This is a genomic window from Collinsella sp. CLA-ER-H10, from assembly GCF_040092475.1.
Classification (GTDB): domain Bacteria; phylum Actinomycetota; class Coriobacteriia; order Coriobacteriales; family Coriobacteriaceae; genus Collinsella.
In genome coordinates, this window is sequence record NZ_JBBNLM010000011.1 from 26,005 (window position 1) to 39,435 (window position 13,431).

The following is a 13,431-nucleotide window of genomic DNA, read 5'->3' on the forward strand; positions in this document are numbered from 1 at the left end:
CGCCTTATAAGGGGTTTAGTTGGTTGCTATCTTTTTTGCAGCCTGCTCTACGTAGCTGGCCATCTCATCGACGTCGCAGACGTCTTCGAAGCGGACGGGCTTGGACTCGAGTTCGGCGAGCTGGGCTGGGGCGACCGTGTTGGTTGCCTGCTCGAGCACGCGCATGGCCTCAAAGTCGTCCTCGGGAACGTCGAGGCCCAGGGCATCGCAGCAGGCGCGCGGGAACTTGTAGGGGCTGGCGGTCGAAAGCAGCACGCGGGCCTTGGCGCCCTCGGTGGGGGCGACCTGCTCAAAGACGTGATAGCCGCAAGCGGTGTGCGGGTCGATCACGTAGCCGTTGGCATCCCAGCAGCTCTTGATGGCGGCGCGAACCTCGTCCTCGCTGGCCCAGCCGCAGCCAAATACGCTCTGGATCTTGGCCAGCAGCTCGGCAGGCACCTCGTAGCGACCGGTCTGGGCAAGCTGCTCCATAAGGCCGGCAACGAGCTCGCAGTCGCCGTCGGACAGGAAGTAGAGCATGCGCTCCAGATTAGAGCTAATAAGGATGTCCATCGACGGCGAAATGGTCGTGAAGAACGGACGGTTGCGGTCGTAGACGCCGGTGGTCAGGAAGTCAGCGAGCACGTTGTTCTTGTCGCTGGCCACGACGAGTTTGGCGACGGGCAGACCCATGCGCTTGGCGTAGTAGCCGGCCAGGATATCGCCAAAGTTGCCGGTCGGTACGCAGAACTCCACGGCATCGCCGGCCTCGATGGCGCCGGCGCGCAGCAGCTGCGCATAGGCGGCAAAGTAGTAGACGACCTGCGGCACCAGGCGGCCGACGTTGATGGAGTTGGCGCTCGAAAGCACGGTGCCGGCGGCCTCCAGGCGCTCGGCCAGCTCCTTATCGGCAAAGATGCGCTTGACGGCACTCTGGGCGTCGTCGAAGTTGCCGCGGATGCCGCAGACGGCGACGTTGCCGCCCTCCTGCGTGGACATCTGCAGATTCTGCACGCGGCTGACCTTGCCCTCGGGATAAAAGACGGTGATGCCCGTGCCCGGGGCGTCGGCAAAGCCGGCGAGTGCTGCCTTGCCTGTGTCGCCCGACGTGGCGGTGACGATCATGATGCGCTCGGCGCCGCCGTCCTTGGCGGAAGTGCGGGCCATCAAGCGGGGGAGCATCTGCAGGGCGACGTCCTTGAAGGCGCTCGTGGGACCGCCAAAGAGCTCCATCACATAGGTCTGAGGGGCGTCAGCGCCCGGCGCAGCGTCGAGTTTGACGAGCGGCGTAACCTCTTCACTCGCGAACGTGCCGCGGTATGCCTCGTCGACACACGCCGAAATTTCTTCGGCCGTGTAATCATTCAGTAACATTCCCAACACATCTTGAGCGATTTCAAAGTACGATTTATCTGCAAGCGAGCTGATATCGACCTGCTGGGTGCCGAGCTCGTCCGAGACAAACAAACCCCCGTCGGGAGCGATGCCGGTACGGATTGCCACCTTACTTGAGCACGATAAAGTGCGTCCTCGTGTACTATGATAAGTTCCCATATAACACTGCTCCTCGGATGCCTTGGTCCCAATCGGTGAAACCATGGTATCAGAGCGCGCAAAATAGGTTCGCAGAGGCTTTTTAGAAAGGTAACCTCCAGCCCATGATTAAGATTGCCAAGTTTGGCGGCTCGTCGGTCGCCGACGCCGAACACTTCAAAAAGATCAAGGCCATCGTCGGCGCCGACCCTGCCCGCCGTTTTGTGGTGGTTTCCGCCTGCGGCCGCCGCTTTAAGGGCGACACCAAGGTGACCGACCTGCTCTATCTGGTCAATGCGCACGTTAAGTACCACGTGTCGTGTGAGGAGCTGCTCGAGGACATCGGCCAGCGCTATTTTGATATCGCTGATGAGTTGGAGCTCACCTATCCCATCCGTGAGGAGTTCGCGGCCTTTGCCGAGCGCGCCCGCTCGGGCGGCTACTCCACCGAGGAGCTTGTGAGCCGTGGCGAGTACTTTACCGCTCGCCTGATGGCTGAGTACCTGGGCCTACCGTTCCTGGACGCCGCGACGGTTGTGGCGTTCCATCACGACGGTACGCTCAGCATGAATCGCACCTCCGAGCTGGTGCAGGAGTATGGCCAGCAGGGCGGCTTCGTTATGCCTGGCTTCTACGGCGCGACGCGCGAGGGCCAGATCAAGCTGCTCGATCGAGGCGGTGGCGATATCTCGGGCTCGATCTTGGCCAAGTGCCTGGGCGCCGACCTGTACGAGAACTGGACCGACGTCTCGGGCTTCTATTCTGCCGATCCGCGTATTGTTCCCGAGGCTCAGCCCATTGCGCGCGTTACCTACGAGGAGCTGCGCGAGCTTTCGTACATGGGCGCAAGCGTCCTGCACGAGGAGGCCGTGTTCCCCGTGCGCGAGGCGGGTATTCCGCTGGTCATCAAGAACACCAATGCGCCGCAGGACCCCGGTACCATCATTAGCGAGACGGCTGATGAGGGCGAGGCGGAGCCCATCATTACCGGCGTGACCGGCAAGCGCGGCTTTGTCGCCATCAACGTTGCCCGCGACCGCACCAAGCCCCGCGTTGGCTTTATGCGCCGTGCGCTTTCGGTGTTCGAACGCTATGACGTTTCCGTCGAGCACATGCCCACCGGTGTCGACCGTTTTGGCGCCGTGGTGCAGGAGCAGGACGTGCACGATTCGCTGTACTCGCTCGTTGGTGACATTCAGCAGGAGGTCGAGCCGCTCGAGATCGAGGTTGTCGAGGGTCTGGCGCTCATCGCGACCGTCGGCCGTAACCTGCGCGGTCGTGCAGGCATCTCGGGCCACCTGTTTGGCATGCTTGGCCAGGCCGGCGTGAGCGTGCGCATGATTTCGCAGAGCTGTGACGAGATCAATATCATTATCGGTGTCGAGGAGAAGGACTTCGACCTTGCGATTCGGACCATTTACCGTGCCTTCTCCGATGAGAACGGCATTGTGAAGGTCTCCGATCTGGAGGCTCCCGCGCCGGCCGATCCCACCCTGGCCGCGCTCAAAAAGTAGCGACTGCTCGGTAGATTTTTGGGTCATGTCTCAAAAATCTACGGCGGGGCGTTTCGTTTCGGTTTCGTTTCGACGGGGCGGGTTTCATGCCCGCCCTGTTCTTGTATAAACTGGCAACAATAATCGGCCTGCTCGGCGTGCGGGCAAAAGCCACAACCTTTAAAGGGGGAAGCATGAAACAGTACACGGTTGCTATTTTGGGCGCGACGGGAGCCGTGGGCACCCAGATGCTCGAGTGCCTCAACGAGCAGGAGTTCCCGGTCGGCAAGCTCAAGCTGTTGGCAAGCGCACGCTCCGCGGGCAAGACCGTCGAGTTCCGCGGCGAGCAAATCGTGATCGAAGAGGCTTGCCCCGAGGCCTTTGAGGGCTGTGACATTGTGCTTGGCGCTGCCGGCGACGATATCGCCAAGGAATTGCTGCCCGAGGCCGTAAAGCGCGGCGCCGTCGTGGTCGACAACAGCCATGCCTTCCGCATGGATCCCGAGGTGCCGCTGGTCGTGCCCGAGATCAATGCCGACGACATCAAGTGGCATCACGGCCTTATCGCCAACCCCAACTGCGCGACCATCATCGGCCTGGTTCCCACGTGGCCGCTGCATCAGCTTGCCGGCGTGAAGCGCATGATCGTCTCGACGTATCAGGCGGCTTCTGGTGCCGGTGCTCCCGGTATGGCCGAGCTCGAAGCGCAGCTTGCTGCCCTGGGCCGTGGCGAGGAGATTCCCGAGCCGCGCGCATTTGCCGCCCAGCTGGCGAGCAACCTGATTCCGCAGATTGGCGGCGTCAAGGAGGAGGGCTTTACCTCTGAGGAGATGAAGCTACAAAACGAGGGCCGTAAGATCATGCACCTGCCCGAGCTGCGCGTGAACTGCACCTGCGTGCGCGTGCCTGTGCTGCGCTCGCACTCCGAGAGCATTACGCTCGAGTTCGAGCGTGACATTACGGTTGACGAGGCCCGTGTTGCGCTGGCTGCCGCTCCGGGCGTGAAGCTGGTTGACGACATGAGCGCCGAGGATGCGCACGACCGCTTCCCCATGCCGATGGATACGTCCGATCAGGACCTGATTTGGGTCGGTCGCGTGCGCCGCGACATCTCGAACCCGGAGGCCGCGCGTGGCATTACCTTCTGGTGCTGCGGTGACCAAATCCGTAAGGGCGCGGCAACCAACGCCGTCCAGATCGCTAAGCTGCTCTGCGAGTAGTGTGACCTGTCCGGCGGGGGCCGGGCTCAGTTTTCAGAACGTCCTCGACCATGTGTGGCGCCTTGTCCTGCTCCTTCGGAGCCGCGGACAAGGCGCCACACTGGTCTGCGGAGTGTTCTGAAAACTGAGCCCGGCCCCCGCCTGCGGTGACGCTGCTGCAAGCGGCCTGCGATGGGGTCGTTGTTGGTTGAGGCCGCTGGGCTGATGTGGGGGCGCGTGGCTGTTGCGGGCCCTGGTCCCGGCGGCGGCCTCGGCGCTGCGCGCCTGCTGCCTTGGGTGACTTTGGGGTCGATTGGGGTTGTCTGCACAATTCGCGGTATTATGTTGCGGAGTTTTGAAAGGAGCCGCTGGTGGTCACGACGACGTTTGCTTCGCCTTTGGGCGAAATCTTGCTTGCCGCTGATGGCCGCGGTCTGACGGGGCTTTGGTTTGAGGGACAGGAGCATTTTGGCTCCACGCTTCTCAAAGAAGATCCTGAACATGTTGAAGGCGCCGATGCAGTTTCTGGTGCTGGCGGCATGTCGTCGGTGAGTCCTGCAAATGGTGCGGCTTCTTCGGTGCTTGAGCGTTCGTGGGCTTGGCTGAATGCTTATTTTGCAGGGCAGGAACCTCGGTTTACGCCGCCGTTGCATTTGATTGGCACGGCGTTTCAGCGTGAAGTTTGGTACGAGCTGCTTTCTATTCCGCGTGGCGAGGTCGCTACGTATGGCGAGATCGCCCAGCGTGTTGCGGCTCGATATCGTGTGCCGGGAAATGAGACACCCGTTGTGTCTCCCCGTGCCGTGGGGGCCGCGGTCGCTCGCAACCCTGTTTCGATTATTGTGCCATGCCATCGCGTGGTGGCGGCCGACGGCTCGCTTAACGGATATGCCGGCGGGCTTGATCGCAAGGAGTGGCTGCTTCGGCTTGAGGGCGCGTACGAGGAGTAACACTCGAGCGCTTTGCATAGCCAAGATGCCGTGAAAGAACGGGACATGCTTTCCGAATGGAGGCTCAGACGGAAACTACGTCCCGGAATTCCGTTTTAAAGCGGGATGCGCTTTCCGAATGGCGTTCCGAGCGGAAACCGTGTCCCGGAATACAGCCTCAGAGTGGGACACCGTTTCCGGCTGAGACCACCTGCCTGGACATCGATCTACGCCCGCTCCTGCAGGGCGTAGATGGACTTATCCATGTTGAACAGGTAAGCCACAACGCAGACAATAATGAACATCGGCAAGTTACCAAAGCCGAAGACTTCGCAGCCAATAAGGATGGGTGCGAGCAGCGTATTGGTGGCGCTGCCAAAGACGGCTGCGTAGCCCAGTGCGGCGCAGAGCTCGACGGGCATGCCGAGTTGAGCCTCGTTATGGCGACATCTGGGTAACAGAAAGGCCCGCGTTCCTCAGAGGCAAGATAGGCAATTCTGCTTCTGAGGTAGATCTCAATTCTGCCGACCGCACTGCCGACCGCATCAAACATTAACTGCCGGAGGGCTCGGTCAAATTCATACGTGTAGATGATGGTTTCGAATGTTGTGCCTTCGCGAAAGATGGTAATCCCGGACTTGCATTTGGTTTTGTAGGGAAACCAGTAGGCCGACAGTCTGTAGTGGTTGGCTTCGACCAAAGCTCGCTCGAGTTCGCTTTGATCAGAGCACTTAAGACCCTTGTTTTCTGTCAATAGTGCTATTTGTTCGTTGATGGATATCCGCGACTTCTGGTATTTCATTAAGCCTCTTGATAGAAAAAGAGCTGGAGTTGCGCATCGTTGAGAGGCTTTCCAGCTTTAGCAAAACAAACTTATAAGATGCGACGGGCCGCGTCAAGATAATTACCGGACGGCCTAGGAGGCGGCTGGTTGGCTGGCTTAAAACCCAGCGCGTGAAATGACGCTCCACGCTATTCAGCGCGCTTGATAGGATGACGAACCACAGTCTTAAGTTTCTCCGGCGCACACTTGCGTGGATCGGAAAGATAGATTTCGTGATGTAAACGGGTGTCTGAGAAGTCGGGGACATAGCCCTGCTCGGTCGCATATTCATGCATGGCGTCTACGGTTGCCGGCTCGCTGTCGTAGGGTCCGGTATGCATGCATTGAACGCAGAGACCCTCGTCAACTTTAAGCAGCTCGACGGCAGAAAAGTCCAGTTTCTTTTTGGCCGTGGCTTCCGCGACCGCCCAGTCAAAGTCATCCTGAGTGACGAAATCGGGCAGGCGGATGCACGAGATAAAGTTGAAATCGTCCTTGCGTACATAATCGATGTCGCCGCTCGGGGAGTCTTGCCACCAGAAGCCCTCGAGCGGCGGTACCACAAAGTCGAAATAGCCCTCGATACTCCTTGAGCCTTTCTTTGACATCTTGACGGTATAGGCGATGCCGTAAAGCAGCGGCAGGGCATTTTGATACTCGCCACCTTCGGTATTTGGGTCGCCCTTTCCGCGAACGGCAACGTAGCTCATAGGCGGGACAGTTACGATACTCGGCTTGCTCGCAGGTCTGTAGAGCTCCTTGCATTCCTTCTTAAAGTCGAACGCCATGTTGGCCGCCTTTCTGCGTATTGGCCTGCTTAGATAGCTGAATCATATCATAGAAACGAACAGCTGTTCGAATGATTTGGCTGACAGATTGAGATGCGTGCGTTGTGTTTGGCGGTCGGCCTGACCCCATCGATGATTTCTCTGCCTCCCCGGCGCCTCATCTATAGCTGCCGTTTCCCCATATAGAACCTGCCAAAATAAACCCGTCCCTTTTTAGTCGGTGCGAAATGGGTAATACTAAAGAGTTATCCGACCAGATGGGAACCGATCGATGGCTTATATCGAATTCAAAGACGTCATCAAGGCATACGGCGAGGGCGACGCCCGCATTCACGCACTCGACGGCGCGAGCTTTACGGTCGAGCGCGGCGAGCTCGCCATCATTTTGGGTGCTTCGGGTGCCGGCAAGACCACGGCGCTCAACATTCTGGGCGGCATGGATACGGCGACTTCCGGCACCGTGACGGTGGACGGGCGCGATGTGAGCTCCGCTAACGAGGCGCAGCTCGTGGAATACCGCCGCGCCGACGTCGGCTTTGTCTTCCAGTTCTACAATCTGGTCCCCAACCTGACGGCGCTCGAAAATGTTGAGCTTGCGGCGCAAATCTGCCCTGATTCGCTCGATGCCGAGCAAACGCTTTGCCAGGTTGGCTTGGGTGAGCGCCTCGCCAACTTCCCCGCGCAGCTTTCGGGCGGCGAGCAGCAGCGCGTGTCCATTGCCCGCGCACTGGCAAAGAACCCCAAGCTGCTTTTGTGCGACGAGCCCACGGGCGCACTTGACTATAAAACCGGCAAGCAGATCTTGCAGCTGCTGCAGGACACTTGCCGCAAGCAGGGCATTACGGTCATCATCATCACCCACAACTCCGCGCTGGCGCCCATGGCCGATCGCCTGATCCGCTTTAAGAACGGTCGCGTGGAGAGCGAGACGGTCCAGCAAAATCCCGTGCCTATCGAGACGATCGAGTGGTAGCGCCCATGGACCAAGACCGCCAAAACAGCCTACGCCGCGACGCGCAGAACACGGAGCGCGAGCAGGATTTTACGACCTACCGCACTGCCCAAAGCTCAAACGATATGGTGCCGACGGTTTTTCGCCGTGGCATCTACCGCACAATCCGAGGCAGTCTTAAGCGCTTTTTGTCAATCGTGGTCATCACCGCGCTTGGCGTGAGCGTGATGTGCGGCCTTAAGGCGGGTTGCGAGGACCTGTGTGATTCGGTTGATGCCTACTTCGACCAGCAAAATGTCTATGACATTAACGTGCAGTCGACCTATGGCCTGACTGACGATGATCTCGACGCCATACAAGAGGTCGATGGCGTCGAAACGGCCGAGGGCATCTACACCGAGACCGCCTACACCGCCGTGGGCACAACGCGCGAGCGCGTGGTCGTGCAGAGTCTCTCCAAGGAGAACATCGATCAGCCGGTGCTCGTGAACGGCGATTTGCCCGAGAGCGCCGATGAAGTCGCGGTGACTTCGAAGTTCCTGAAGGCATCGGGCAAGAAAATCGGCGATACGGTGAGTTTTGCCGCCAATGACGCGAGCTCGTCCAATCAAAGCGCCAAGGACCAGTTTGCCGCGGGCGATTACACCATTACGGCTGAGGTCCTCGACCCCACTGATGTAAGTTCTGACTCGACAGTCAACGCCTTTCGCGCTGCTTCGGCGGCGGACTATAAGTTCTATGTGAGCGAGGACGCCGCGACATCTTCTTCCTACTCCGCGGTCCACGTGATCGTCGAGGGAGCCAAGAGCCTCAACTCCTATTCGTATTCCTACGCGGCAAAGATCAATGAGGTCAAGGGCAATATCGAGAAGATCCGCGAGGAGCGTGAGAAGGCGCGCGCCCAGGAGCTGACGGTCGACACGCCGGCAAGCTTGGATGCGGCCGAGCGCCAGGCGAATATGCTCTTTGGGATTGAGCAGGACAACATCAATCGCATGGCCGAGGGCAGCGACGAGCGTGCGCAGGCGCAAGCCGACCTGGACCAGCGCCGTGCCGCCGCCGACCAGCAGTTTGCCGATGCCCGCGCCGAGCTTTCCGATCTGGGCGAATGCACCTGGTACATCCAGGACCGCGGCAATATCGCAAGCTACTCGAGCGTGGAGAGCGATAGCTCGTCAATTGAGGCTATCGCCACGGTGTTCCCGTTCATCTTCTTTATCGTCGCCGTGCTCATCAGCCTTACCACCGCCACGCGTATGGTCGAGGAGGAGCGCACGCTCATCGGCCTGTATAAGGCGCTCGGCTATTCGCGCGGGCGCATCCTGTCCAAATACGTGGACTATGCGCTGTGGGCTTGTCTGATCGGCGGCGTGCTCGGCAACATCATCGGATTTGTGGGCCTGCCGCTGTTCCTGTTTACGGTGTTCGACGACATGTACTCACTGCCCCAGATGCTACTTTCGTACGACATCGTGTCCTCGATCGTTTCGGTGGCGCTGTTTGCCGTGGGCGTGGTGGGCGCCACGATTATCGCCTGCCGCCACGAGATGGCCGAGACCCCTGCCTCGCTCATGCGCCCCAAGGCGCCGCGTGCCGGCTCACGCATTCTGCTCGAGCGTATCGGATTTATCTGGCGCCGCATGGGCTTTTTGAACAAGGTGGCAGCGCGTAACCTGTTCCGCTACAAAAAGCGCGCCTTTATGACCATCTTCGGCATCGCCGGCTGCACGGCGCTCGTGATCTGCGGCATGGGCATTCGTGATACGTCGGTCGCGCTTTCGCCCAAGCAGTACGGCCACATCACACGCTACGACCTGCTGGCGGTTGCCAATCCCGACGATTTTTCGCAGACGTGCGCGGCGCTCGACGAGCGAAGCGCGGTCAAGGATTCCGGTGTGACCGTAACTTCGACGCTGCCGATCATGACCGACAACGTCACCTTTACATTCGGCGGAAAGAGCGAGACCGTGCAGCTGATCGTGGTGCCCGATGACCGCACGAACGATCTGGACGACTATGTTCGCCTTGAGGATGAGTCCAAAGAGCCACTGTCTTTGCGTGACGGAGACGTGTATCTGAGTAAGAGTTCACAGCTGGTGCTGGGGATTCAACCGGGCGATACGGCGCACGTCCAGGATTCGTCACTCAACGTCGCCAAGGTCAAGGTCAGCGACATTTCGCTTAACTATCTGGGCAACACGCTTTACATGACGCAGAGCACCTATGAGCGCGCGTTTGGGCGCAGCGTTCGCCTCAATGGCATCTTTGCGCTGCTCAAGGGTTCGTCGGCCGACCAGATTGCGTTTAGCAAGAAGCTTAAGAGTGACGGCTGGCTTTCGATTTCGAGCACGGCCGAGCATTGGGAGAACTTTGAGGCGAACTTCACTATTATCAATTCCGTCGTGGTGCTCGTGACCTTTATGGCGGCGTGCCTGTCGTTTGTGGTGGTGTTTACGCTGTCCAACACGAATATCTCCGAGCGCGAGCGCGAGCTGGCGACCATCAAGGTGCTTGGTTTCCGCCGTGGCGAGGTGCACCATTACGTCAACAAGGAGACGTTGATCCTCACGGCAATTGGCGCCGCGCTGGGCGTGCCACTGGGCGGCTTGCTGGCCGAGAGTTTTACGTACATTTTGCAGATGCCGTCGCTGTACTTTGATGTTGAGGTCGAGCCGCTAAGCTACGTGCTCGCCGTGGTGCTTTCCTTTGGCTTTACGTTTATCGTCAACCTCGCCACCAATCGTACCCTCAACAAGATCGACATGGTCAGCGCCCTCAAAAGCGCCGAGTAACCTGCCCTGGGATTCAAGTTCTAGCGAGCTGCCGACGCGCCCGCAGCAGCATTTTTGCATAAACCGCCCCGCCAAATGCATACTTTGACGGGGCGGTTGCTTTTTGCCCACAGGTACCCCAGGGGGCGCCGTGCAAATTCCGGAGTATTCAGCGTCCCGGGGTCCGCGGGCGCGGGGGCGGGGGTGCAAAACTGCGCTGAAAGCCCCGATTCTGAGTCCCAACGCCTCTAGAGCCGCTCGTTTTTTTACAGGATGCGGCCCATGGTGCCTGCCTTTCGCCCAAAATCCAGTATGCAGGCACCCTCGGCTGCTGAATACTCCCAAAAATGCACGCCGCATCCTACCCCAGGCACCCGCAGCAAGAAGACGAATAGTCTCGGCCTCCCCAGTCACCGCAGGAGGCCCTAGGGCTTACCTCCCAAATCTTTCCGCAGGACGGAAGGATCCCGCCGCGCGAAGCGCACGGCGGGATCCTGACATGTCCGAGGACGATTTGGGAGGTAAGCCCTGGGGTCTCCGATGAGAGCAGTTTCGGCCGAGGCTATTCGTCGCCGAAGCTGATGCCCAACGCCTTGGCCTCGCGCACCAGATCGCTCTGGGGATCGACATACTTGAGCTTGCCGGCGACATCCTCGAGCGGCATGTGACACATCTTGCCGTCACGCAGGGCGATCATGTAGCCAAACTCGCCGCGTAGACAGCCCAGCGCCGCCTCGACGCCGCACTGGGTCGCAAAGATGCGGTCCTGGGCGTTGGGCTGGCCGCCGCGCTGCGTGTGGCCGGGGATGGCGACGCGGGTCTCGCGACCGGTCTTGGCCTCGATCTCCTTGGCGATGTCGTAGACGATCGACGGGCTCGTGCGCTCGGCGAGTTTCTTCTTGTACTCCTTCTTGGACAGCGCCGCGTCCTCCTTGGAGATAGCGCCCTCGGCGACGGCCACGATGGTAAAGCGGCTGCCGGTCTCCATGCGATGCTCGATGGTCTTGATGACGTTATCCATGTCGTAGGGGATCTCGGGAATCAAGATGACATCCGCGCCGCCCGCGACGCCGGCGTATAGCGGGATCCAGCCAACCTTGTGGCCCATGATCTCGATAACGAACACGCGGCCGTGGCTCGAAGCGGTGGTGTGAATGTCGTCGATGCACTTGGTGGCGACGTCGATGGCGCTCGTAAAGCCAAACGTCAGCTCGGTGCCCCAGGTGTCGTTATCGATGGTCTTAGGCAGGGCGATAACGTTGAGGCCCTCTTCGCGCAGACGGTTGGCGGTCTTGGTGGAGCCGTTGCCGCCCAGCATAAACAGGCAGTCGAGCTGCAGCTTATGATAGGTGTGGACCATTGCCGGCACCTTCTCGACGCCGTCGGCCTCGGGAATATCCAGGCGCTTGAACGGCGTACGGCTCGTGCCCAGGATGGTGCCGCCACGGGTAAGGATGCCGCTAAAATCGGCGGGCGTCATGACGCGGAACCGGCTGTAGATAAGGCCCTGGTAGCCGTCCTCAAAACCATAGATCTCAATAGGCTCTTCGCTATTGGTCATAAGCGTTTTGACAATGCCGCGCATGGTGGCGTTGAGCGCCTGGCAGTCGCCGCCACTGGTAAGAAGACCGATCCTAAGCATGATGAATCCTTCCGGGCAAGTTATAACATGCGCATAAGTTTACCCCCGCACACTGTTGATACGGGGGTAAAACGTGTTAGCTCAAGCGTATAGAAATGTAAACAACGTCAGGCGAGCGTAAGGTCGACGAGCCTGGGTCCTTACAGTGCGAAGGCGTCGACGTCGCCCCAGTGGCGGCGCAGCGTAATGGCGGCGGCGGGTTCGGTATTGTCAAAGACGACCGACCATTGCGTATTGCTGGTGATGTCTTTCGGATTGGGTTCTTGCGCTGCAGCGCGTAGGGCCTTCCAAGCGACTGCCTCGTCCTGGGCACCGACATGGGCGTCAAGGACATCGGCGATTGCGATGGCGCGCTCTTTACCATGGCCCAGCTCGCCATTCTTTTGGTTGGGCAGCACTTCGTCGCCATAGCAGGCGTAGAAGTTCGTAACCTGGCGTACAGGAGTCGCTTTGAAAGCACGGTCCGGATCGCGCGGATCCCACTCTACTACGCGCGCGTCACCGGCGGCGTCGTTGATAAAGAAGTGGTAATCGCGTCCTGCCATGGCGTGCATGTCGTAGGCGGAAAGCAGGTCGACAGCTTCTTGCGTGGTGGCGGCACGGTCGAGCACCAGACGGATGGCGAGCGAGGTATTGATGACGGGGCGTTGCGCGTCCTGGTCACAGGGCTTGGAATCCAGGGTGAGTACGGCAATGGACACGCCGCATTCGTTAACACCGTCGAGCTGGCCAAACGGGCCCATGAGTGCGGCGGCCCGTCCGGCGACGGAGTCAAGCGGAGTGTTATCGCCCAGGTTGTTAAGGGCGGCAAACCCGATGGAGGCATAGCCGCCGCGTGGGTGATTGCGCACCAGCAGCGCCGAGGTGTCGTCCTTAAAGTCGTAATTGCGACCGGTGCGCACGCGGCCTTCGGCATCTACGGCGACAAAAGCGCTGCAGGCAAACTGGGGCGCCTGGACATGTACCGGCACACCGGGCAGCACCTGCGCCACCACGGCATCGATGTAGGCCTGGTCGTCGCGCACGCCAGCGGCGATGATGCGATTAAGATCGTAGTCGTAGGCGATGTCGATTGCGTACAGGTCATAGCCATCCGCGTAGCCGGTCAAGCGTTTGAGCGACGCGGCGGACTTGATTTGCTTGTGATAAACGATACCGGTGGCAGCGGCAAGGCCGGCGGCGACTCCCGCGACACCGCAGGCGATGGCAATGTTACGTGACTTCATGACGGCTCCTCTCGTCCTGTTAGCGTAATTGTCGCAAAAGGTGCACGGGCATGATGGCTCAACTTGGCGAGCGGCGCGGGATTAAACACGGAATGA

At 59.8% G+C, this 13,431-nt stretch carries 10 protein-coding genes; 5 read left to right on the plus strand and 5 right to left on the minus strand.

Annotated elements, in window-relative coordinates:
- Positions 1–15: 15 nt before the first annotated feature.
- Positions 16–1,533 carry a threonine synthase gene (gene thrC / locus AAAX36_RS06175; RefSeq protein WP_117840224.1) on the minus strand — a complete coding sequence of 506 codons (1,518 nt, stop codon included), beginning with the start codon at positions 1,531–1,533 and terminating at the stop codon, positions 16–18.
- Positions 1,534–1,637: 104 nt separating this feature from the next.
- On the opposite strand from thrC, the gene AAAX36_RS06180 reads away from it, so the two are divergent.
- From AAAX36_RS06180 to AAAX36_RS06190, 3 genes are all read left to right on the plus strand, one after another.
- Complete coding sequence (locus AAAX36_RS06180; protein WP_349074631.1) at positions 1,638–3,026, plus strand: aspartate kinase; 1,389 nt, start codon at positions 1,638–1,640, stop codon at positions 3,024–3,026.
- Positions 3,027–3,199: 173 nt separating this feature from the next.
- Positions 3,200–4,225, plus strand: a complete 1,026-nt coding sequence (locus AAAX36_RS06185) for an aspartate-semialdehyde dehydrogenase (protein ID WP_196022780.1) — start codon at positions 3,200–3,202, stop codon at positions 4,223–4,225.
- A gap of 350 nt (positions 4,226–4,575) precedes the next feature.
- A complete protein-coding gene (locus tag AAAX36_RS06190; RefSeq protein ID WP_349074634.1) occupies positions 4,576–5,154 on the plus strand; it encodes a methylated-DNA--[protein]-cysteine S-methyltransferase in 579 nt (192 codons plus the stop codon).
- Between the two features lie 206 nt (positions 5,155–5,360).
- Here the strand turns inward: AAAX36_RS06190 and AAAX36_RS06195 are convergent, their stop codons facing one another.
- Complete coding sequence (locus AAAX36_RS06195) at positions 5,361–5,555, minus strand: chloride channel protein (protein ID WP_117635684.1); 195 nt, start codon at positions 5,553–5,555, stop codon at positions 5,361–5,363.
- 550 nt (positions 5,556–6,105) lie between these two features.
- Positions 6,106–6,744: a GyrI-like domain-containing protein gene (locus AAAX36_RS06200; RefSeq protein ID WP_195361856.1), complete on the minus strand. Its 639-nt coding sequence runs from the start codon at positions 6,742–6,744 to the stop codon at positions 6,106–6,108.
- A gap of 271 nt (positions 6,745–7,015) precedes the next feature.
- On the opposite strand from AAAX36_RS06200, the gene AAAX36_RS06205 reads away from it, so the two are divergent.
- Both AAAX36_RS06205 and AAAX36_RS06210 read left to right on the plus strand, forming a co-directional pair.
- A complete protein-coding gene (locus AAAX36_RS06205; RefSeq protein WP_138339534.1) occupies positions 7,016–7,717 on the plus strand; it encodes an ABC transporter ATP-binding protein in 702 nt (233 codons plus the stop codon).
- Between the two features lie 5 nt (positions 7,718–7,722).
- Positions 7,723–10,488: an ABC transporter permease gene (locus AAAX36_RS06210; RefSeq protein ID WP_349074637.1), complete on the plus strand. Its 2,766-nt coding sequence runs from the start codon at positions 7,723–7,725 to the stop codon at positions 10,486–10,488.
- Positions 10,489–11,029: 541 nt separating this feature from the next.
- Here AAAX36_RS06210 and AAAX36_RS06215 read toward each other — a convergent pair.
- Together AAAX36_RS06215 and AAAX36_RS06220 are read right to left on the minus strand one after the other, a co-directional pair.
- Entirely contained in the window at positions 11,030–12,109 is a 1,080-nt protein-coding gene (locus AAAX36_RS06215; protein ID WP_271748849.1) for an ATP-dependent 6-phosphofructokinase, read from the minus strand.
- A 140-nt stretch (positions 12,110–12,249) separates the two neighbouring features.
- Positions 12,250–13,335, minus strand: coding sequence for a carcinine hydrolase/isopenicillin-N N-acyltransferase family protein (locus AAAX36_RS06220; RefSeq protein WP_349074641.1), 1,086 nt, complete (start codon positions 13,333–13,335; stop codon positions 12,250–12,252).
- Between the last annotated feature and the right edge of the window lie 96 nt (positions 13,336–13,431).